The following is a 22,175-nucleotide window of genomic DNA, read 5'->3' as shown; positions in this document are numbered from 1 at the left end:
GCCTCTATGAAAAACCCCGCATTTGCCGTAGCCCTCAGCGCTGTTCTCAGTACCTCCTTTATCGCCACTGCCCAGGCCGACAAGCTCGACGACATCATCGGTTCGGGCAAGCTGCGCTGCGCCGTGACCCTGGATTTCCCGCCCATGGGCTTTCGCGATGCCAGCAACTCGCCGGCCGGCTTCGATGTGGACTATTGCCGCGACCTGGCGAAGATCCTCGGGGTCGAGGCCGAAGTGGTGGAAACGCCCTTCCCGGATCGCATTCCGGCACTGGTCTCCGGGCGGGCTGACGTGATCGTCGCATCCACCTCCGACACCCTCGAACGCGCCAAGACCGTTGGCCTCACCGTGCCCTACTTTGCCTTCCAGATGGTGGTGCTGACCCGCGACGACACCGGCATCAACGGCTTCGACGACCTCAAGGGCAAAGCAGTGGGCAACACCAGCGGCACCTATGAGGCCATCGCCCTGGAGAAAGACGTGAAGAACTGGGGCTCGGGCAGTTTCCGAGCCTACCAGTCGCAGAGCGATACCCTGCTAGCGGTCGCCCAAGGCCACATCGATGCCACCGTGGTCACCAACACCGTGGCCGCGGCCACCCTCAAGTCGGGCAAATACAAAAACCTGAAAGTCGCCGGTAACGCCCCGTACGTCATCGACTATGTGTCCCTGGGTGCCAAGCGCAGCGAGTTCGGCCTGCTCAACTACCTCAACCTGTTCGTCAACCAACAGGTGCGCACCGGTCGCTACAAGGAGCTGTTCGTTAAATGGGTCGGTACCGAGATCCCGCCGACCAACCTGACCGTGCCTCAGGTCTATTACTGAGATGTCCGGCATGCCTAGGCCAATTTCTCTGACCGGGCGCAGCCTGGTGGCGGGTGCCGCGCAAGGCGCCCTGCTGTTCGCCGATGTCGGCTTGAGTTTCTGGGGCGGAGTCGATCCCTGCACGGGTGAAGTCATCGACCGCCATCACCCGCTCAGCGGCCAACACCTGGCCGGCCGCGTGCTGGCGATTCCCAGTGGTCGCGGCTCGTGCACCGGCAGCAGTGTGTTGATGGAACTGATCAGCAACGGCCATGCACCGGCGGCATTGGTGCTGGCCGAAGCCGACGAAATCCTGACCTTGGGCGTGCTGGTGGCGCAGACCATTTTTGCCCGTTCCCTGCCGGTGCTGTGCATCGGTCTGGAGGCCTTCGCCGCCTTGCGCGGCCAGGCCTTCGCCCGGGTCGAAAATACAACGCTGAGCCTGTTCGATCACCTGCCGGGCGACGCCTGGCAGGCGCTCGACGGCCCACTGCCAAACACTGACAGCACCGCCTCGATCCGGCTCACCGAGCACGATCGGGCGCTGCTCGATGGTCGGCATGGCAAGGCCGCGCAAATGGCCATGCAGATCGTCCTGCGCATGGCCGAACTGCAGGGTGCCGAGCACTTGGTGGATGTCACTCAAGCACACATCGACGGCTGCATTTACACGGGACCGGCGAGCCTGCGCTTTGCCGGGCAACTGGTGCAATGGGGAGCAAAAGTGCGAGTGCCCACCACCCTCAATTCAATTTCCGTCGACCAGCGCCGTTGGCGCGAACTGGGGATCGACCCGGCACTGGGTGAACCGGCCAGTGCCTTGGGCGATGCCTATATGGCGATGGGCGCACAGCTCAGTTTCACCTGCGCCCCGTACCTGCTCGACACTGCACCGAAGGCTGGCGAACAAATCGTCTGGGCCGAATCCAACGCAGTGGTCTACGCCAACAGCGTGCTCGGTGCACGCACCCTGAAATACCCGGATTACCTGGACATCTGCATCGCCCTCACCGGTCGCGCGCCGCTGATCGGTTGCCACCTGGACACGCAACGCAAGGCCCGGTTGCAGATCGAGTTGCCTGCCCTCGGTGAACTGGACGATGCCTTCTACCCGCTGCTGGGTTACCACATTGGTGCCCTGGCCGGCAGTCGCGTGCCGCTGGTGCGGGGACTGGAAAAACGCAAGCCGAGCCTGGACGACCTCAAAGCCTTTGGCGCGGCCTTCGCCACCACCTCTGCGGCGCCACTGTTCCACATCGCCGGGGTCACCCCGGAGGCCATTGACCCGGCACAGGTGCTGGATGCGGACATTTCCATTGCCGTGGAAAAGATCCGCCTGAAGGACCTGCTGTCGAGTTGGCGCGCACTCAACAGTGCTCGCGATAACCGGGTGGATGTGGTGTCGCTGGGTAACCCGCACTTTTCCCTCAGCGAGTTCGCTCACCTGGCGCGACTGTGCCGGGGACGACAAAGACACCCGGATGTGGTGCTTGCCATCACCTGCGGCCGTGCCGTGTTGGAGCAGGCCCGCGAGGCCGGGCACATCGCCGTGATCCAAGGGTTTGGCGCGACCCTGGTCACCGACACCTGCTGGTGCATGCTCGGCGAACCCGTAATCCCCCTGGCGGCCAAAACCCTGATGACCAACTCGGGCAAATACGCCCACTACGCACCGGGCCTGGTCGGCCGCAAGGTGCACTTCGCCAGCCTTGCCGAATGCGTCGACGCGGCCTGCACCGCAACGGCCAGCGGACGTTTGCCGGCCTGGTTACAACCTGCTGCCCTACTGGAGAGCCCTGCGCATGTTTGACTACAGCTTCCAATGGCGCGCCGCCCTGCGCGCCCTGCCGGACATGCTCGGCGGTGCCATCGTCACCTTCGAAACCGCCGCGCTGTCGATGATCTTCGGCGTGCTGATCGCCCTGGCGCTGACGGTGATGCGCGAGGCCAAACACCCATTACTGCGCGGGTTCGGCAACGGTTGGGTATCGATTGCCCGCAACACCCCGTCGCTGTTCCAGATCTACATCCTCTACTTCGGCCTCGGCTCGCTGAACCTGCACGTCAGTTCCTGGTTCGCCCTGCTGGCCGGGATTACCTTCAACAATGCCGGGTATCTGGCGGAGAACTTTCGCGGCGGCCTCAAGGCCGTGCCGAACACGCAGGTGCGTGCGGCGCGTTCCCTGGGCATGAGTGCCTTCCAGGCCTACCGCATGATCATCGTCCCGCAACTGCTGCGGATCGTGTTCTACCCGCTGACCAATCAGATGGTCTGGGCGGTGTTGATGACGTCGCTGGGGGTGATCGTCGGGCTGAACAATGACCTGACCGGCGTGACCCAGGAATACAACGTCAAAACCTTCCGCACCTTCGAGTATTTCGCCATCGCAGCGGTGCTGTATTACTTGATTGCCAAGGCGATCGTCGCGGCAGCCCGGCTGATGGCCTGGCGGTTGTTCCGTTACTGAGGAGCTGTCCATGTTTTTCACCGATTTTTCCTCGAATGACCTGATGTTCCTGCTCAACGGTGCGTGGGTCACGATGCAACTGACGTTCTGGTCGATCATTCTCGGCTCCTTCGCAGGGTTGTTCTTCGGCCTGCTGAGGGCCTTGTTGCCACGGGCCAGCCTGCCGCTGGCCTGGGTGCTGGACGTGTTTCGCAGCGTGCCGTTGCTGATCCAGTTCGTGCTGTTCAACTCACTCAAAAGCATCGTCGGCTTGAACATCAGCGCCTTCAGCGTCGGCTGCATTGTGCTGGGGGTTTACGCGGCGGCGTACTTCACCGAGATCGTGCGGGCCGGCGTGCTGGCGGTGCCGTTCACCGTGCGCCGGGCCAGCCGTTCGCTGGGGCTGAGCTTCTTGCAGGACTTGCGCTGGATCGTCCTGCCGATGGCCACCCGGGTAGCGTTCCCCGGCTGGCTGAACCTGGTACTTGGTGTCATGAAAGACACCGCGCTGGTGATGTGGATCGGCATCGTCGAACTGCTGCGCGCCTCGCAAACCATCGTCACCCGCATCCAGGAACCGTTGCTGGTGCTGTGCATCGCGGGCCTTATCTACTACGTCATGAGCCTGGTGGTCGCACGCCTGGGCGCTCGTCTGGAAAGAAGGTGGCAAGAAAATGATTGAGATCGACAACGTACATAAATCCTTCGGCAACCTCGAAGTGGTCAAGGGCGTCAACCTGACGGTGAACAAGGGCGAAGTGGTGTCGATCATCGGCGGCTCCGGCTCCGGCAAATCGACCTTGCTGATGTGCATCAACGGCCTGGAACCGATCCAGAAAGGCAACATCCGCGTTGACGGCGTCGAGGTCCATCACAGCGCCACCGACCTCAATCGCCTGCGGCAGAAAATCGGCATTGTGTTCCAGCAATGGAATGCCTTCCCGCACCTGACGGTGCTGGAAAACGTCATGCTTGCGCCGCGCAAAGTGCTGGGCAAAAGCAAGGCTGAAGCTGAAGAACTGGCGGTCAAGCAACTGACCCACGTCGGTCTGGGCGACAAGCTCAAGACCTTCCCCGGCAAGCTGTCCGGTGGACAGCAGCAACGCATGGCCATCGCCCGCGCCCTGGCCATGTCACCGGACTACATGCTGTTTGACGAAGCCACCTCGGCCCTCGACCCGCAGTTGGTCGGTGAAGTGCTGGACACCATGCGCATGCTCGCCGAAGACGGCATGACCATGGTCTTGGTGACCCACGAAATCCGTTTTGCCCGGGACGTGTCCGACCGTGTGGCGTTCTTCCGCAATGGCCTGGTGCATGAGATTGGTTCGCCGGATCAGGTGATTGGCAATCCGGTGCGTGCGGAGACTGCAGAGTTTCTGAAATCAGTGAAATAGCCACTGTCCCCATCGCGAGCAAGCTCGCTCCCACCCTGATCTGTGTACGCCGTAAACCCTGTGGGAGCGAGCTTGCTCGCGATGAGGCCTTCACAGGCGAAACAAGGAGCAAACCATGCGTTCATCGAAAGTCATTCATGTAGTCAGCTGCCACGCCGAAGGCGAAGTCGGCGACGTGATCGTCGGCGGTGTCGCCCCGCCGCCCGGCGCCACCGTGTGGGAACAGTCGCGCTGGATCGCCCGGGACGAAACCCTGCGTAACTTCGTCCTCAACGAACCCCGCGGCGGCGTGTTCCGCCACGTCAACCTGCTGGTCCCGGCCAAGGACCCACGGGCGCAGATGGCCTGGATCATCATGGAACCGGCGGACACCCCGCCGATGTCCGGCTCCAACTCGTTGTGCGTCGCCACCGTATTGCTCGACAGCGGCATCCTGCCCATGACCGAGCCGCAAACCCGCCTGGTGCTGGAAGCGCCCGGTGGCCTGATCGAAGCCGTGGCCGATTGCCGCGATGGCAAGGTCCAGCGAGTGGAGGTCAAGAACGTGCCGTCCTTCGCTGATCGCCTGGATGCGTGGATTGAAGTCGAAGGCATCGGCTCGCTGAAGGTTGATACCGCTTATGGTGGCGACAGTTTTGTGATTGCCGATGCCAAAGGCCTGGGTTTTTCCATCAGCCCGGATGAAGCCGCCGATCTGGTGGCGGTCGGTCTGAAAATCACTCGAGCGGCCAACGAACAACTGGGCTTCGTGCATCCGCTGAACCCCGAGTGGTCGCACATTTCCTTCTGCCAGATCGCTGCGCCCATCGTCCATGAGAACGGCATCGCCACCGGTGCCAATGCGGTGGTCATCCAACCAGGCAAAATCGACCGCTCCCCCACCGGAACTGGTTGCTCGGCGCGCATGGCGGTGTTGCAGGCCAAAGGCTTGATGCAGGTTGGCGAGCGCTTTATCGGCCGTTCGATTATCGGCTCCGAGTTCCACTGCCGCATTGATTCGTTGACCGAAGTCGCCGGCCGCGCCGCGATTTACCCGTGTATTTCCGGCCGAGCCTGGATCACCGGCACCCATCAATTGCTGCTCGACCCAAGCGATCCGTGGCCACAAGGCTATCGCCTGTCCGATACCTGGCCCGGCGCCTGATCGCGGCATGCCTGAACACCGGACCAACGGCGCATAAACAACCCCTGAAAACTGAAAAAAGCACTAGCCGAAATTTGTCATTTTAAATATCGTATACGAAATACTATTAACGAACCGGAGGCAACAATGAGCAAGCGCATTAACTGGAGTGGCGTCTTCCCTGCAGTGACCACTCAATTCAACGATGACTTCACGATCAACCTGGATAAGACACACCAGGTGATTTCCAATGTGATTCGCGATGGCGTCTCAGGCCTGGTGGTCTGCGGTTCGGTGGGAGAGAACACCTCGCTGACCGCCGAAGAGAAAATCGCCGTGACCGAAGTCGCTGTCGATGCCTCCCGCGGTCGCGTACCGGTGATTTGCGGCGTGGCCGAGTTCACCAGCATACAAGCGGCCAAGGTCGCCAATGCCGTACGCCGGGTCGGCGTCGATGGCGTGATGCTGATGCCGGCGCTGGTCTACGGTTCCAAGCCGTTCGAGACCGCCGAGCATTACCGCTACGTGGCGAAAAACGCCGACGTGCCACTGATGGTCTACAACAACCCGCCTATCTATAAGAATGACGTCACCCCGGACATCCTGATTTCCCTGGCCGACTGCGACAACGTGGTGTGCTTCAAGGATTCTTCCGGCGACACCCGCCGCTTCATCGACGTGCGCAACGAAGTCGGTGACCGTTTCGTGCTGTTCGCCGGCCTCGACGACGTGGTGCTGGAAAGCATCGCCGTGGGTGCCGAAGGTTGGGTCTCGGGCATGTCCAACGTGTTCCCGAAAGAAGGCGAAACCATCTTCCGCCTGGCCAAGGCCGGGCGTTTCGCCGAAGCCATGCCGATCTACGAATGGCTGATGCCGATCCTGCACCTCGATGCCCGTGCCGACCTGGTGCAGTGCATCAAGCTGTGTGAAGCCATCGCCGGTCGCGGCAGTGCCTTGACCCGTCCGCCACGCCTGGCCCTGCCGGAAGCCGACCGCGTATTCGTCGAGCAGATCATGGCCAAGGCACTGGCCAACCGCCCGGAACTGCCGGACGTCGGTCTCTGAGTGATTGTCGGGCGGGCCTTTACCGGCCCGGCCCGGCTGCCCGCTTTTTTGCGCCTTAACAAGGTACGTCAGCATGTCGAATCCTCAACACACGCAAAGCGCAACCTCACCCTCCGGACTCAAACGCGTAGTAGCCGCCGCCATGGCTGGCACCGTCGCCGAATGGTATGAATTCTTTCTCTACGGCACCGCCTCGGCATTGGTTTTCGGCAAGCTGTTCTTCCGCCAGACCGACAGCCCCATCGACGGCATCATCGCCGCCTTCGCCTTGTACGCGGTCGGCTTTCTCGCCCGGCCGTTGGGCGGGTTGGTATTCGGTCACTACGGTGACAAATTCGGCCGCAAACGCCTGCTGCAACTGAGCCTGGTCGTGGTCGGCATCACCACCTTCCTGATGGGTTGCCTGCCTGGCTTCGACCAGATCGGTTACGCAGCGCCGGTGCTACTGGTGCTGTTGCGGTTGATCCAGGGCTTCGCTTTCGGTGGCGAATGGGGCGGCGCGATTCTGCTGGTGTCCGAACACTGCCCGGACAATCGTCGGGGCTTCTGGGCCAGTTGGCCGCAAGCCGGAGTGCCGGCCGGCAACCTGGTGGCCACGGCCGCCCTGCTGCTGTTGTCGTCGAACCTGTCAGAGCAACAGTTCCTGGCCTGGGGCTGGCGCGTGGCGTTCTGGTTCTCGGCGGTAGTGGTGTTGATCGGTTACTGGATTCGCACCAGCGTCGATGACGCGCCGATCTTCAAGGAAGCCCAGGCCCGTCAGGCACAGACCCAACAGCAACAGCTCGGTGTGGTGGAGGTGCTGCGTCATCACTGGCGCTCGGTGTTGGTGGGAATCGGTGCACGCTTTGCCGAGAACATCCTCTACTACACCGTGGTGACGTTCTCGATTACCTATCTGAAACTGGTGGTGCACAAGGACACTTCGCAAATTCTGCTGCTGATGTTCGGCGCGCACCTGGTGCACTTTTTCCTGATTCCGCTGATGGGCTATCTGTCGGACATTGTCGGGCGCAAGCCGGTGTACCTGACCGGCGCGGTGCTCACAGCGTTCTGGGGTTTCATCGGTTTCCCGATGATGGACACCGGCAACAACTGGCTGATCATGGCCGCCATTACCCTGGGCCTGGCCATCGAATCGATGACTTATGCGCCTTACTCGGCGCTGATGGCTGAACTGTTCCCGACCCACGTACGCTACACCGCTCTGTCTCTGTGCTACCAGGTGGCGCCGATCTTCGCCGGTTCCCTGGCACCGCTGATCGCCATCACCTTGCTCAACAAGTACAACAGCTCGACTCCGATCGCCTGGTACCTGGTGGGCGCCGCGCTGATTTCCGTGGTGGCGGTCGGCCTGACCCGCGAGACCCGTGGCAAGTCATTGCGCCAGGTGGATGCCGAGTCGGCGGCGCGGGTTGCTGCCGTGGACGCAGCCTTGCCAGCCACCCCGTGCCGGGGTGATTCGTTGGCTTGAGTGCCTCAAAAGATCGCAGCCTTCGGCAGCTCCTACAGAAATGGTGTCCATCCGTTAATGCCGGGTGAATACGGTCAGTGTAGGAGCTGCCGAAGGCTGCGATCTTTTGCCCTTTATCTTTCCAGACCGGAGATTTTCAATGCTCGAAATCCTTGGCCACAACTACATCGGCGGAGCGCGCAGCGCCGTCGGCGGAATCATCCTGAACAGCCATGACGCCAGCACCGGCGAAGCACTGCCCTACTCTTTCGTGCAAGCCACCGCGCAAGAAGTCGACGCGGCCGTCCAGGCCGCTGCGGCCGCCTACCCGGCCTTTCGCAACCTGCCGGCGACGCGCCGGGCGCAATTCCTTGAAGCCATCGCCGCGCAACTGGATGCCCTGGATGACGAGTTCGTTGCCCTGGTGACCCGTGAAACCGCCCTGCCCAGTGCCCGGATACAGGGCGAGCGCGGCCGCACCAGCGGCCAGATGCGTCAGTTCGCTCAGGTCCTGCGTCGGGGCGATTTCTACAGCGCGCGCATCGACCGTGCCCTGCCGGAGCGTCAGCCGCTGCCACGGGTTGACCTGCGCCAGTACCGGATCGGCGTCGGCCCGGTGGCCGTGTTCGGCGCCAGTAATTTTCCGTTGGCCTTTTCGACGGCTGGCGGCGATACCGCAGCGGCCCTGGCCGCCGGTTGCCCGGTGGTGTTCAAGGCCCACAGCGGGCACATGGCAACCGCCGAATGCGTGGCCAATGCGATCCTGCGCGCCGCCGAGCAGACCGACATGCCCAAGGGTGTGTTCAACATGATCTACGGCGCGGGTGTCGGTGAAGCGCTGGTCAAGCACCCGGCGATTCAGGCCGTCGGTTTCACCGGCTCGCTCAAAGGTGGCCGTGCCCTTTGCGACATGGCCGCCGCACGGCAACAACCCATCCCGGTGTTCGCCGAGATGAGCAGCATCAATCCAGTGTTGGTGTTACCCGAAGCCTTGCGTGCGCGCGGCGAGAAAATCGCCGGTGAACTGGTGGCATCGGTGGTCCAGGGTTGCGGGCAGTTCTGCACCAATCCGGGGTTGGTCATTGGCATTCGCGCCCCTGAATGGACGGCGTTCATTGCGCGACTAAGCAACCTGATGGCCGAACAACCGGCACAAACCATGCTCAATGCCGGCACCCTCGGCAGCTATGAAAAAGGGCTGCGGGCCTTGCTCGAGCATCCGGGTGTGACGCACCTGGCGGGCCACGACCAGCAGGGCAATCAGGCGCGGCCGCAACTGTTCAAGGCCGACGTCAGCCTGCTGCTCAATGGGGATCCGCTGCTGCAGGAAGAAGTGTTCGGGCCGACCACCATTGTCGTTGAAGTGGCGGACAAGGTTGAACTGCGGCAGGCGTTGAACAGCTTGCACGGGCAACTGACTGCGACATTGATTGGCGAAGCATCGGATCTTCAGACCCATGCGGACCTGCTGATACTGCTGGAACAAAAAGTCGGCCGGGTACTGTTCAACGGTTACCCCACCGGGGTCGAAGTCTGCGATGCCATGGTCCATGGCGGGCCGTACCCTGCAACCTCCGACGCCCGTGGCACGTCGGTTGGCAGCCTGGCCATCGAGCGCTTCCTGCGTCCGGTGTGCTACCAGAATTGCCCGGACGCCTTGCTACCCGACGCCTTGAAAAACGCCAACCCGCTGGGGATTGCACGGTTGGTGGATGGCAGCAGCCAACGCGACTCAATCTAGAAAACCACACAAATACCTGTAGGAGCTGCCGCAGGCTGCGATCTTTTGATGTTGATTTTTAAGATCAACAGATCGCAGCCTTCGGCAGCTCCTACGCAAAATATGTGATCGCCACCAATCAAATGTGGAAGCGGGCACGTTGATTCAATCAGGCGAGCAATGCCTTGAGGTCGTTGTACAGCGCCTCGGGAATTTGCACGCCGTCCACCAGGCTGCGTACCCGCGCCGCGTAACGTCGTTGCGACGGTAAGCGTGCGCCCTGCCCTTCAATGCCCTGGAACAACGTTTCGGCCCGGGCCAAATGTTCTTCAGTGGCGTCCCCCAGAAAGCGCCGAGGGTCCAGGGCGATGATCAATTCGCCATGGTACGGCGACGACTTGCTGCCTCCATCGTAAGCCAATGACTCGGCACTGGTCAGGTCACCAATCAGCGGCCCGGCAATCAACTCCACCATCGCCGCCAGCGCCGAACCCTTGTGCCCGCCGAACGTCAGCATCGCGCCGCTGTCGAGCACCACGTTGGCGTCGGTGCTCGACTGGCCTTGGGCGTCGACGCCCCAACCCTCGGGAATCGCCTTGCCGGCACGCCGGTGCAGTTCGATATCACCACGGGCAATCGCGCTGGTGGCGAAGTCGAACACAAACGGATCTTGCCCCGCACGGGGCCAACCGAAGGCAATGGGATTGGTGCCGAACACCGGCAGTCGTCCTCCGGCCGGCGCCACCCAGGCGTGGCTCGGATTACACGCCAGTGCCACCAGACCGGCAGCCGTCAGCTGCTCGATCTCCACCCACAGCGCCGAGAAATGCACACAGCGGTTGATTGCCAACGCCGCAATGCCGTTGGCCCGGGTTTTCTGCGCCAGCAACGGCAACCCCGCCTGAAACGCCAACTGCGAAAACCCACCGCCTGCATCCACCCGTACAATCGACGGCGCCTGGTCGATCACCTGTGGCTCGGCATCGGCTGACACCTTGCCGGCCCGCAGGGAATTGACACACCCCAGAATCCGGTACAAACCGTGGGAGGCACAGCCATCACGTTCGCCAGCAATCACCGTCGCCGCCACCGCTTGTGCATGGGCCAGATTAAAACCGTTGTGCAACAGGATCGATTCGGCCAACTCACGGGCTTCGATCAGGGTCAGTCGGATCATGGTCATCTCCTTGGACAGACCGGTCAGAGTGGTCTATCCGAGGCGTCATGGCTTGATGGGTTTGGGCATTGGCGGTGACGAAATTGGCACAGTTCGGGCCGTTGTGGCCCGTTGAACCAACTGACTATTGCATCCAAAGCAACACACAATTGTCATCAATCCAGTTGATGACGACCAAGCGCAAGGCGCAGGCTAGAGGGCTGGCTTGGGTCTTATATCATTCCGGATGATAGTTACCTTCGCCCCATTCGATTCGTGAGATACAAACCCGCCGCGCATCATTCGCCAATCTCAACACATTGGCGGATGCATCCATGGAACAGTCACTCAAACATTTGCGCTTCCCGTTGGCTCTGTTGGCCGTCGTGGTGATCAGCGCGTGCGGCAAGGCCCCGGAAACCGCCGCCAGTATGCCAGCGGCCAAGGTCAGCGTGGCCAAGGTGCTGGAACAACCGGTCAACGAGTGGGACGAATTCACCGGCCGCCTCGAAGCGCCGGAAACCGTCGAGATTCGCCCACGGGTCTCCGGCCAGATCGATGAAGTGGCCTTCACTGAAGGCGCCCTGGTCAAGAAAGGCGACCTGTTGTTCCAGATCGACCCGCGTCCGTTCCAGGCTGAGGTCCGCCGCCTCGAAGCCCTGGTTGCACAATCGCGCGCCAACGCCACCCGCAGCGAAAACGAAGCCCAGCGCGGTGAGCGCCTGCGCACCAGCAACGCCATTTCCGCCGAGCTGGCCGATTCGCGCACCAGCGCCGCCCAAGAAGCCCGCGCCGCCGTCGGTGCCCTGCAAGCGCAGCTTGATCTAGCGCGGCTGAACCTGAGCTTCACCCGCGTGACTGCTCCCATCAGCGGCCGCGTCAGCCGTGCCGAAATCACCGCCGGCAACCTGGTGACCGCCGACACCACCCCGCTGACCAGCGTGGTCTCCACCGACAAGGTGTACGCCTACTTCGACGCCGACGAGCGTGTATTCCTCAAGTACACCGAGCTCGCTCGCCAGGGCAAGCGCGGCGCCACCACCCCGGTCTACATGGGCCTGTCCAATGAGGACGGCAACCCGCACCAGGGTGTGATGAACTTCGTCGACAACCAGGTCAACCCGAAGACCGGCACCATTCGTGGTCGCGCCGTGTTCGACAACAGCGACGGCAGCTACACGCCGGGCCTGTATGCACGCCTGAAACTGGTGGGCAGCGGTACCTACAGCGCCATGCTGATCAACGATGAAGCGGTCGGCACCGACCTGGGCAAGAAGTTCGTGCTGGTGATGGATGCCGACAACAAGACCGCCTACCGCGCGGTGGAGCTGGGTCCGAAGATCGAAGGCCTGCGCATCGTGCGCAACGGCCTGAACAAGGACGACACCATCATCGTCAAGGGCCTGCAACGGGTACGTCCTGGTTCACCGGTCACCCCTGAAGTGATTCCGATGGCCAGTGAACAAACCCTCGCGGCACTCGCACAACAACGCCAAGCGCTGGAAGCCAGCAACCTGCCCCAAGTCGCGCCTGCCAAGGTCGCGCCGGGTACGGCTGTGAAACTGGCTGCCACGACCCCACGCGGTTAAGGGATTTTTACGATGAATTTTTCCCAATTCTTCATTTCGCGGCCGATCTTCGCGGCGGTTCTTTCGCTGCTGATCCTGATCGCCGGTGCGATCTCGCTGTTCCAGCTGCCGATCAGCGAATACCCGGAAGTGGTGCCGCCGACCGTGGTGGTCCGCGCCAACTTCCCGGGTGCCAACCCGAAAGTCATCGGTGAAACCGTGGCCGCTCCCCTGGAGCAAGCCATCACCGGCGTCGAGAACATGCTGTACATGTCCTCGCAGTCGACTGCCGACGGCAAGATCACCCTGACCATCACTTTTGCCCTGGGTACCGACCTGGACAACGCCCAGGTGCAGGTGCAGAACCGTGTGACCCGCACCGAGCCGAAACTTCCCGAGGAAGTGACGCGCATCGGTATCACCGTGGACAAGGCGTCGCCCGACCTGACCATGGTGGTGCACTTGACCTCGCCGGACAAACGCTACGACATGCTGTACCTGTCCAACTACGCCCTGCTCAACATCAAGGATGAGCTGGCGCGCCTGGGCGGTGTCGGTGATGTGCAGCTGTTCGGCATGGGCGATTACTCGCTGCGAGTGTGGCTCGATCCGAACAAGACCGCTTCGCGCAACCTGACCGCGACCGATGTGGTCACCGCGATTCGCGAGCAAAACCGTCAAGTCGCGGCCGGTGCGCTGGGGGCGCCTCCTGCACCGAATGCCACGGCCTTCCAGTTGTCGGTCAACACCCAGGGTCGTCTGGTTTCCGAGGAAGAGTTCGAGAACATCATCATTCGCTCTGGCGACAACGGTGAAATCACTCGCCTCAAGGACATCGCCCGCGTCGAACTGGGCTCCAGCCAGTACGCCCTGCGTTCGTTGCTGAACAACCAGCCGGCGGTGGCGATCCCGATCTTCCAGCGTCCGGGTTCCAACGCCATCGAAATCTCCAACGAAGTTCGGGCAAAAATGGCCGAACTGAAGAAGAGTTTCCCCGAAGGCATGGACTTCAGCATCGTCTATGACCCGACGATCTTCGTGCGCGGTTCCATCGAGGCGGTGGTTCACACCCTCTTCGAAGCGCTGATCCTCGTGGTACTGGTGGTGATCCTGTTCCTGCAAACCTGGCGCGCCTCGATCATTCCACTGGTCGCTGTGCCGGTATCGCTGATCGGTACCTTTGCCGTGATGCATCTGTTTGGCTTCTCGCTCAATGCCCTGTCGCTGTTTGGCCTGGTACTGGCCATCGGTATCGTGGTCGACGATGCGATCGTGGTGGTGGAGAACGTCGAACGGAACATCGAGCTTGGATTGACCCCGGTTGAAGCCACCAAGCGCGCCATGCGTGAAGTGACCGGCCCGATCATTGCCACCGCGCTGGTGCTGTGTGCGGTGTTTGTTCCGGCGGCGTTCATTTCCGGCCTGACCGGGCAGTTCTACAAGCAGTTCGCCCTGACCATCGCGATTTCCACAGTGATTTCGGCCTTCAACTCCCTGACCCTGTCGCCGGCACTGGCCGCGGTTTTGCTCAAGGGTCACGACGCGCCGAAAGACCGTTTCTCCAAGGTGCTGGACAAGATTTTCGGTGGCTGGTTGTTCCGTCCGTTCAACCGCTTCTTTGAAAAGGCCAGCCATGGTTACGTCGGCACCGTTGCCCGCGTGATCCGTTCCAGCGGTATCGCCCTGCTGCTGTACGCCGGCCTGATGGTCCTGACCTTCTTCGGTTTCTCCAGCACTCCGACCGGTTTCGTACCCGGCCAGGACAAACAATACCTGGTGGCCTTCGCGCAATTGCCGGATGCCTCGAGCCTTGACCGTACCGAAGACGTGATCAAGCGCATGTCCGAGCTGGCCCTTAAACAACCTGGCGTGGAAAGTGCGGTGGCCTTCCCTGGCCTGTCGATCAACGGTTTCACCAACAGTCCGAACGCCGGCATCGTGTTCGTGACCCTCAAGCCGTTCGACGAACGTAAAGACCCGAGCATGTCCGCAGGGGCCATTGCCGGTGCCTTGAACGGCCAGTACGCGAACATCCAGGAAGCCTACATGGCGATCTTCCCGCCGCCGCCGGTACAAGGCCTGGGCACCATCGGTGGTTTCCGCCTGCAGATCGAAGACCGGGGCAACCTGGGCTACGAAGAGCTGTACAAGGAAACCATGAACATCATCAACAAGAGCCACAACGTGCCGGAACTGGCCGGCCTGTTCACCAGCTACACGGTGAACGTGCCCCAGGTCGATGCCGCCATCGACCGCGAGAAAGCCAAGACCCACGGCGTGGCCGTCAGCGACATCTTCGACACCCTGCAGATCTACCTGGGTTCGCTGTATGCCAACGACTTCAACCGCTTCGGTCGCACCTATCAGGTCAACGTCCAGGCCGAGCAACAGTTCCGCCTCGAATCCGACCAGATCGGCCAGCTGAAAGTGCGTAACAACAAGGGCGAGATGATCCCGCTGGCGACCTTCATCAAAGTCAGCGACACCTCGGGGCCCGACCGCGTGATGCACTACAACGGCTTCATCACCGCTGAAATCAACGGTGCGGCAGCCCCCGGCTACAGCTCCGGCCAGGCGGAAAAAGCCATCGAGAAACTGCTCAAGGAAGAATTGCCCAACGGCATGACCTACGAATGGACCGACCTGACCTACCAGCAGATCCTGTCCGGCAACACCGCGTTGTTCGTGTTCCCGCTCTGTGTGCTGCTGGCGTTCCTGGTACTGGCGGCGCAGTACGAAAGCTGGAGCCTGCCACTGGCGGTGATCCTGATCGTACCGATGACTCTGCTGTCGGCCATCACCGGAGTGATCGCCTCTGGCGGTGACAACAACATCTTTACCCAGATCGGCTTGATCGTATTGGTGGGACTTGCCTGCAAGAACGCGATCCTGATCGTCGAGTTCGCCAAGGACAAACAGCTGGAAGGCCTCAACCCGCTGGCAGCGGTCCTGGAAGCGTGCCGCCTGCGTCTGCGGCCGATCCTGATGACCTCCTTCGCGTTCATCATGGGTGTGGTGCCGCTGGTGTTCTCCAGCGGTGCCGGTGCCGAGATGCGTCATGCCATGGGTGTGGCGGTGTTCTCCGGGATGCTCGGGGTGACCTTCTTCGGTTTGTTGCTGACACCAGTGTTCTACGTACTGATCCGTAACTTTGTCGAGCGCGGCGAGAAGCGCAAAGCTGCCAAGGCCACCCTGAAGCTGGAGTCGCACTGATGAGTTTGAAAGCCTTCCTGCCGAGCCTGCTGGTACTGGCCCTGAGTGCCTGTGCCGTGGGCCCGGACTACAAGACGCCAACCACCGAGGCGGCCAACATCACGGCTGCCACCGATGGCGCCGCCGGCCAGAAGAACTTTGACCGCTCGCGTTTCGAAGGCATCTGGTGGCAGCAGTTCGAAGATCCGACCCTCAACCAGCTGGTGACGAAATCCCTGCAAGGCAACCGCGATTTGCGCGTCGCCTTCGCCCGCTGGAAAGCCGCACGGGCGATCCGCGATGATGTCAGCAACGACGCCATGCCGACTGTCACCAGCCGCGTCAGCAGTGACCTGGGCAAAGGCCAGATTCCGGGCCAGACCACCGACCGGGTCAACAGCGAACGCTATGACCTGGGCCTGGACATGGCCTGGGAAATCGACCTGTTCGGCCGCATCCAGCGCAACCTGGAGTCGGCCAACGCCGAGCAACAGGCGTTCGAGGCCGACCTGTACCAACTGCAAGTCACCATGATTGCCGAACTGGTGGATTCTTACGGTCAACTGCGCGGCGCGCAGCTGCGGGAGAAAATCGCCCTGGCCAACCTGGAGAACCAGCAGGAATCGCGCAAGATCACCATCAGCTTACGTGATGCCGGTGTCGGCGACCAACTCGATGTGGAGCGCGCCGATGCGCGACTGGCGTCGGTCGAGGCCAGCGTGCCGCAACTGCAGGCCGAACAGATCCGGCAGAAAAACCGCATCGCCACCCTGCTGGGTGAGCGTCCGGACAAGCTGACCGTGGACCTGAGCCCGAAAGACCTGCCGGCGATCGCCAAGGCTTTGCCGATCGGTGATCCGGGTGAACTGCTGCAACGCCGTCCGGACATTCGCAGTGCCGAACGCCAACTGGCATCGGCCACGGCGCGTATCGGCGTGGCCAAGGCGGATCTGTTTCCTCGGGTCAGCCTTAGCGGCTTCCTTGGCTTTACCGCCGGGCGCGGTTCGCAGATCGGCTCCTCGGCGGCCAACGCCTGGGCGCTGGGCCCGAGCATCACCTGGGCGGCGTTTGACCTGGGCAGTGTGAAGGCCCGTTTGCGCGGCGCCGATGCCGATGCCGAAGGCGCCCTGGCAACCTACGAGCAACAAGTGTTGCTGGCCCTGGAAGAATCGGAAAACGCTTTCAGCGACTACGGTAAACGCCAGCAGCGCCTGATCTCGCTGATTCGCCAGAGCGAGTCCAGCCGCTCGGCCGCCGACCTGGCGGAAATCCGCTACCGCGAAGGCACCGCCGATTTCCTCGTGCTGCTCGACGCCCAGCGTGAACGCCTGGCGGCCGAAGACACCCAGGCCCTGGCCGAAGTCGACCTGTATCGCGGGATCGTCGCGATCTACAAGGCCCTCGGTGGCGGCTGGCAGCCGGAGACGGTCGCCAGCAAGTAATGCGGTTTTAAAGCGCTCCTTTGGTTGGCCGCAACCAACCAATTTCCTTGCCCTGCGTCTCATTCGGTCGCGGGGCTTTTTTTGCACACAATACATATCCCTGTAGGAGCTGCCGAAGGCTGCGATCTTTTGACCTTTTTGTGTACTTGACCCGCGAAGATCAAAATCAAAAGATCGCAGCCTTCGGCAGCTCCTACAGGGTTAGCGCTGTTCTTCGACGGTCACAGTAGCCGTGGTCCCCGCCCGCAGATTGTTTTTACCCGCATAGTCGGCATCTATCTCGATCCGCACCGGTACCCGTTGCGCCAGTTTGATCCAGGTGTAACTGGGGTTGATGCTGGCCAGCAGGCGACCGCCCGGCAGGTTTTCCCGGTCGGCAATGGCGAAGGCAATGCTCTGCACTTTGCCGCCAAATGTCTCGCCACTCATCAACTCGATCCTGACTAGGTCGCCCTCCCCGATCCGCGGCAACTTGGTTTCTTCGAAGTAACCGCTGACATAGAACGATTCGCTGTCCACCAGCGCCAGCAAGGGACCGCCGGCCGAGGCGTAATCACCCTCCCGGGTCAGCAGATTGGTGACATAGCCGGTCACCGGTGAAACGACGTGGGTACGCTGCAAGTCGAGCTCGGACTGGGTCAAGGCCGCAATGGCCAGTTGCACGTTGGCCTGGGCCAACACCATATTGGCCTGGTTACGCAGCAAGTCGGCCTGGGCCACCGATACATCGGTGTTGGCCTTCTCCCACTCTTCGCCGGAAATCGCCGAACGATCCTTGAGCGTGCGCCGGCGCTGCTCCTCGCTCTGACGTTGCTTGAGCAACGCTTCGCTGGCGATGATGGCCGCCTGGGCCTGCCCGAGCGAGGCTTTCGCCACCTCCACCGCGCGCTTGGCATGTTCCACCGCCAGGGTGTAACGCGCCGGGTCGATCTCCAGCAGCGCCTGGCCTTTGTTCACATGCTGGTTGTCCTGTACGGCCAGGCTGACGATTCGCCCCGATACGTCGGCGGACAAGGTCACCACATCGGCACGCACTCGCGCATCCCGGGTCCAGGGCGCACGGGTGTAATGCTCCCAGGCGAACCAGCCCAGGATAAAGGCCAGCAGTACCACCGCCACCGTCGTGAGTCGGGAAAGGATGTTCTTCATGGCATCAAGCTCCCATCACCAGAATCAACGTGGCGCAGACGCAGGCGTAAAGCGCGCCTTCGAACAACGCCTCGTGCCAGATGAACTGCAGCACGCCGAGGCGCCGCAACGCCCAGTCCAGCAGCAGGAAAATCGGCAGGCCCAGTAGCAGCGCCTGGGCAATCGGGGGCAGATAGGCACCGCCCACTTCAAGATCAATGGGCAAGGACAGGGTCTCCTTCAAGGCCTGATGGTTGAAAGTAGCCGCGATAGCGTTCGACGAACGACACCACGATCAACAGCGCCACACGCATGCGGAACACCGACCACAAGTGCTCATGAACATCGGTATGCAGGGCATCCAGGTCGTCGCCCAGGGTGTGCAGGCTATCGAGCACCTGCGCCACTTCGACCCCGGGCCGGCCGGCGACCAGCCTGCCGGTTTCCCGGACTGTCGAAAACAGGCGACTTTGCAGATCAGGAGTCAGCAATGCGTTGTTCTGCCCCTGCTGCCTGAGCTGATTCAAGGCAATACCCAATGCCATGCAGGCCAGGCTGACTTGAAACAGCTCACGGGATTGTGGCTCCCGGGTCGCCGGCAGCAGCCCCAGCATCATGGTCAGGCGATCAACCATGCGGCTCTCGAAGGCAAACTGCTGTTCATCGCTCGCCGAGGTTTTCAGCAAGGCATACACCTGCTCGCCGTTCTCTTTGTGGAGCCGGCGCATGCGCAAATCCGGCATGAACGGAAAGACCAGCGCATAGACACTCAACGCCAGTGCGGTCGCGCAGGTATAGGCACCCGCAAACTCAAACCACTGGATGGCGGTGTTTTGCCCAATCCCCACGTTCAACGGGCCGAGCAACAGAAAGGTCGTGAGCCCCAGGCCAATGCCGGTACCGGTGGTGGCTGGACTGGCCAGCCCCACCGCGACCGCGTAGAGCAAGGGCGCCAGCAGCAAGGCCAGCATCTCGAAATTGCTGATCATCGGCACAAACATGAACTGAAGGAGCGCCGAGGCCACCAGTGCCAGCCCGAACCCCCTGGCATAGCTTTGCACCGCCAGCAGCGGCCGGGGAAACGTCGACATCAGCGAACACAGGATCCCCACCAGCACCATTCCGCCTCGGGCACCGTCCCAACCGGTTTCGATCCAGATCAGGCCGGCGATCAACAGCGCGCAAAAGGCCCGGACGGCATTCATGGTCGCCAGGGTGAAGTCCAGGTGCAGCGGGTTTTCCCGCCCGCGATACACGCTGCTGGCCGGTCGCCCGCTCTGGATGGCATCACTCAATTCCAGAATCTGCTCCAATTGCTGCAACAGACGCGCCTGCTCCCAGCGCAGCGACCAGGCCAGCGAACGCAAGGTGGCCGGCAGCGGTTCGGTCAATTGTTCGGCCCTGTAGGCCAGCTCATCAAAGCGTTGTTGCAGCGAAGTGAAATGCTGGCGCTTGTCACTCGACAGCGAACGGCCCTCCCGCGCCAGTTCATCGAGAAAGGCCAGTTCTTCGCCGCGCAACCGTTGAATCTCTTCAGGCAACTCGCCCTCCCAGCGCTCGGTCAATAACAGTCGCTGGTGGCGCAAGGCGGTCAACCGCGCGGTCAATAGCACCAATTGGTTGCCCAACAGTTGCACCAGACCGTTGGCACTGCGCAAGCGCGGAGCATCGAAGTACAGGTGCCGGCGCACGCCTTCCAGGCCGCTGATCTGGCCCAGCAGCTGCATTTGCCGCTGCTGGAACTCGGCTTCGCTCTCTTCGGTGCGGATGACGGCGCTGGCGTGGGTGGCCAGCAAACGGGTGATTTGATCGATCCTGGCGAAGTAATCCCGGGCCACGGCTTGTGGCCTGGCGGTGAGCAGGCTGACCACGCACACGCAGGCAACCGCCAGCAGCGTCTCGGTGACACGGGTGACCGCCAGCAAAAACATGCCGTCCGGGTCCGGCACCGCCAGCAAGGCCACCACCACGGCGGTGTAGCCGCTGAGGACAAACGCCCCGGAACTGGTATAGCGCAACAGGGTGCCACCGGCGGTGCACAGCGCCAGCCACAGCGCCAGGGTGGTGATGAACGGCAGCGGCGCCTGGGGAAAGATCGCCATGATCAGCACCGCCACGGCCGCGCCCACCGTGGTGCCGATCACCTGGCCAAAGCTGCGGGCCAGCACCATGCCGCCAAGGGGCTGGCTGATGATGACCACGGCCATGATCGACCACTTGGGCTGGTCCAGGTCGAACAAAAACGCCAGGTACAGGGTCAACAATCCGGCTGCGATGGTTCGCAGGGCAAACAGCAACACCCCGGGCCCGGGGTTGAGAATGGCCTTGAAGTACTGTAACAACCCTTGCATGGAAGCACCCGTCGAGACACCTCCAGCAAGCGTAGTCACTGCCGCGCTGCCTCGAGAGGTTTTGCTGTCGACGCAGCTTGCTGGTCCATTGAATCGTCAGTGAACGTCGTCAAGGTTTGACTCAAAGCCTGGCCTGACCGAAGCTGGCGCCTTTGCAAAAGCTTGCCAGCTTCCGGATTCCTGCATGCCCAAGTCCCGCCGCCTCCTGTTTATCAGCGTCTTTGCCCTGCTCGTCATCGGCCTTGTGTGGTTCTCCCTGCGCGATACCACCCCGGTGGTTCCCGAAGCCATCCAGCATGGCTACAGCGAAGCGCTGGCGGCTGCCCGGGGCGGTCAACCGGGTGCCGCGCGGGTGCTCTACCAGCAATTGGCCCGTCCGGACCTGTCCCCCAAGCGGCGTATCTGGTTGCATGCCGAGCTGCCCAACTATCCAAGCTCGGTGGCCCTGAAGCTGGCGGATGCCGACTTGCAGAACGAGTCGCCCGAAGTACGTATCGCGGCGATCAGGAGTATCAGTGGCCTGGTACCGAACGGCCAGCGCAGTCTGCTGCTGGGGCCATTGCTCGATGACAGCGAACAAAGCGTGCGGCTGGCGGCGATCAACGCGCTGCTGGGGTTGTCCCCGGATGAACTGGGTTTGTATTTCGGGCCGCTGGAACAAGCCATCGATGCCTGGGAACAAGTGCTCAAGAGCGAGCCGCAAAGCGCCGCAAACCAATTCCAACTGGCCCGGTTGCACCTGCACAACGCCGAGCTCAAGCAAGCGCAACAGGCGCTGGATAACACCCTGCGCCTGGCGCCGGAGAACCTGCCGGCGCTGGTGCTGCAAATCGAGGTGCTGGATAAACAGGGCCAGAACGACGCCGCCCGGCAGCTGTTGGCCAGGCAACTGCAGACACAACCCAACTCGGCCTACCTGCAACACGCGCTGGGGCTCTGGCTGCTGCATCACGAGCAAAGCGAATTCGCCCTGCTCGGCCTGTCCAAGGCCGTAGAGCTTGAGCCTGACAACCGGGATTACCGCTACGACCTGGCCACCACGTTGCACGGTGAACATGAGCTCGAAGCGGCACAGAACCAGTTGCAGGAAGTCGTTCAGCGCCATCCGAACGATCGCAAGGCCCGGGTGCTGCTGATCAATTACTGGAAGGAAAGCGGGCAGCTGCAAAACGTGCAGATCCTGTTGGCCCAACTCGAACAGATGAACCCCGATGATCCGGCGTTGCAACAAGGGCTTTGACCCCGACTGAAATTTCGTTGAACCGTCGTCCTGGCCAAGGGTCAAGTGAACAAGCAGCCCGTTGCGGCACTTCGCAGCGGCTGCTTCGTTGA

At 61.9% G+C, this 22,175-nt stretch carries 17 protein-coding genes; 13 read left to right on the top strand and 4 right to left on the bottom strand.

What is annotated here, in order from left to right:
• Positions 1-6: 6 nt before the first annotated feature.
• The 9 genes from ACMDB8_RS13050 to ACMDB8_RS13010 all read left to right on the top strand — a co-directional run bounded on the left by ACMDB8_RS13050 (position 7) and on the right by ACMDB8_RS13010 (position 10,027).
• On the top strand, positions 7-825 hold the full coding sequence (locus ACMDB8_RS13050) for a transporter substrate-binding domain-containing protein (RefSeq protein ID WP_046042020.1): 819 nt from the start codon (positions 7-9) through the stop codon (positions 823-825).
• Positions 826-835: 10 nt separating this feature from the next.
• Positions 836-2,614 carry an aconitase X gene (locus ACMDB8_RS13045; protein ID WP_409079029.1) on the top strand — a complete coding sequence of 593 codons (1,779 nt, stop codon included), beginning with the start codon at positions 836-838 and terminating at the stop codon, positions 2,612-2,614.
• Entirely contained in the window at positions 2,607-3,272 is a 666-nt protein-coding gene (locus ACMDB8_RS13040; RefSeq protein WP_056724739.1) for an amino acid ABC transporter permease, read from the top strand. Before ACMDB8_RS13045 ends, ACMDB8_RS13040 begins: the two co-directional genes overlap by 8 nt.
• A 10-nt stretch (positions 3,273-3,282) precedes the next feature.
• Positions 3,283-3,933, top strand: a complete 651-nt coding sequence (locus ACMDB8_RS13035) for an amino acid ABC transporter permease (protein ID WP_223541233.1) — start codon at positions 3,283-3,285, stop codon at positions 3,931-3,933.
• Complete coding sequence (locus ACMDB8_RS13030) at positions 3,926-4,648, top strand: amino acid ABC transporter ATP-binding protein (protein WP_008018646.1); 723 nt, start codon at positions 3,926-3,928, stop codon at positions 4,646-4,648. Before ACMDB8_RS13035 ends, ACMDB8_RS13030 begins: the two co-directional genes overlap by 8 nt.
• Positions 4,649-4,763: 115 nt before the next feature.
• Complete coding sequence (locus tag ACMDB8_RS13025) at positions 4,764-5,792, top strand: trans-3-hydroxy-L-proline dehydratase (RefSeq protein ID WP_056724735.1); 1,029 nt, start codon at positions 4,764-4,766, stop codon at positions 5,790-5,792.
• Between the two features lie 126 nt (positions 5,793-5,918).
• On the top strand, positions 5,919-6,836 hold the full coding sequence (locus ACMDB8_RS13020; protein WP_056724733.1) for a dihydrodipicolinate synthase family protein: 918 nt from the start codon (positions 5,919-5,921) through the stop codon (positions 6,834-6,836).
• A 73-nt stretch (positions 6,837-6,909) separates the two neighbouring features.
• The gene (gene abaF, locus ACMDB8_RS13015; RefSeq protein ID WP_409079030.1) at positions 6,910-8,307 is read left to right on the top strand and encodes a fosfomycin efflux MFS transporter AbaF; all 1,398 of its coding nucleotides are present in this window, start codon (positions 6,910-6,912) and stop codon (positions 8,305-8,307) included.
• A 139-nt stretch (positions 8,308-8,446) separates the two neighbouring features.
• Positions 8,447-10,027, top strand: coding sequence for an aldehyde dehydrogenase (NADP(+)) (locus ACMDB8_RS13010; RefSeq protein WP_056724729.1), 1,581 nt, complete (start codon positions 8,447-8,449; stop codon positions 10,025-10,027).
• A 148-nt stretch (positions 10,028-10,175) separates the two neighbouring features.
• Here the strand turns inward: ACMDB8_RS13010 and ACMDB8_RS13005 are convergent, their stop codons facing one another.
• Positions 10,176-11,183 carry an Ldh family oxidoreductase gene (locus tag ACMDB8_RS13005; protein WP_409079031.1) on the bottom strand — a complete coding sequence of 336 codons (1,008 nt, stop codon included), beginning with the start codon at positions 11,181-11,183 and terminating at the stop codon, positions 10,176-10,178.
• A gap of 314 nt (positions 11,184-11,497) precedes the next feature.
• Here ACMDB8_RS13005 and mexE point away from each other — a divergent pair, with 314 nt between their 5' ends.
• The 3 genes from mexE to ACMDB8_RS12990 are packed head-to-tail and all read left to right on the top strand — an operon-like array spanning position 11,498 to position 17,364.
• Entirely contained in the window at positions 11,498-12,751 is a 1,254-nt protein-coding gene (gene mexE, locus ACMDB8_RS13000) for a multidrug efflux RND transporter periplasmic adaptor subunit MexE (protein ID WP_056724725.1), read from the top strand.
• A gap of 12 nt (positions 12,752-12,763) precedes the next feature.
• Complete coding sequence (locus ACMDB8_RS12995; protein ID WP_056724724.1) at positions 12,764-15,943, top strand: efflux RND transporter permease subunit; 3,180 nt, start codon at positions 12,764-12,766, stop codon at positions 15,941-15,943.
• Positions 15,943-17,364, top strand: a complete 1,422-nt coding sequence (locus ACMDB8_RS12990; protein WP_056724721.1) for an efflux transporter outer membrane subunit — start codon at positions 15,943-15,945, stop codon at positions 17,362-17,364. The genes ACMDB8_RS12995 and ACMDB8_RS12990 overlap by 1 nt, the downstream gene beginning before the upstream one ends.
• A 201-nt stretch (positions 17,365-17,565) precedes the next feature.
• Here ACMDB8_RS12990 and ACMDB8_RS12985 read toward each other — a convergent pair whose 3' ends face one another.
• From ACMDB8_RS12985 to ACMDB8_RS12975, 3 genes are read right to left on the bottom strand one after another with little or no spacing between them, the layout of a single operon-like run.
• Positions 17,566-18,513: an HlyD family secretion protein gene (locus ACMDB8_RS12985; RefSeq protein WP_056724719.1), complete on the bottom strand. Its 948-nt coding sequence runs from the start codon at positions 18,511-18,513 to the stop codon at positions 17,566-17,568.
• A 4-nt stretch (positions 18,514-18,517) separates the two neighbouring features.
• Positions 18,518-18,718 carry a DUF1656 domain-containing protein gene (locus ACMDB8_RS12980; protein ID WP_056724717.1) on the bottom strand — a complete coding sequence of 67 codons (201 nt, stop codon included), beginning with the start codon at positions 18,716-18,718 and terminating at the stop codon, positions 18,518-18,520.
• Complete coding sequence (locus tag ACMDB8_RS12975) at positions 18,708-20,843, bottom strand: FUSC family protein (protein ID WP_056724715.1); 2,136 nt, start codon at positions 20,841-20,843, stop codon at positions 18,708-18,710. Before ACMDB8_RS12975 ends, ACMDB8_RS12980 begins: the two co-directional genes overlap by 11 nt.
• 184 nt (positions 20,844-21,027) lie before the next feature.
• On the opposite strand from ACMDB8_RS12975, the gene ACMDB8_RS12970 reads away from it, so the two are divergent.
• Complete coding sequence (locus ACMDB8_RS12970; RefSeq protein WP_056724713.1) at positions 21,028-22,083, top strand: tetratricopeptide repeat protein; 1,056 nt, start codon at positions 21,028-21,030, stop codon at positions 22,081-22,083.
• Positions 22,084-22,175 lie beyond the last annotated feature (92 nt).

It is taken from the genome of Pseudomonas monachiensis (genome assembly GCF_047345015.1).
GTDB classification, from domain to species: Bacteria; Pseudomonadota; Gammaproteobacteria; order Pseudomonadales; family Pseudomonadaceae; genus Aquipseudomonas; species Aquipseudomonas monachiensis.
Note: the sequence above shows the minus strand (reverse complement) of the source record. Positions and strands in the feature narration are given on the sequence as shown.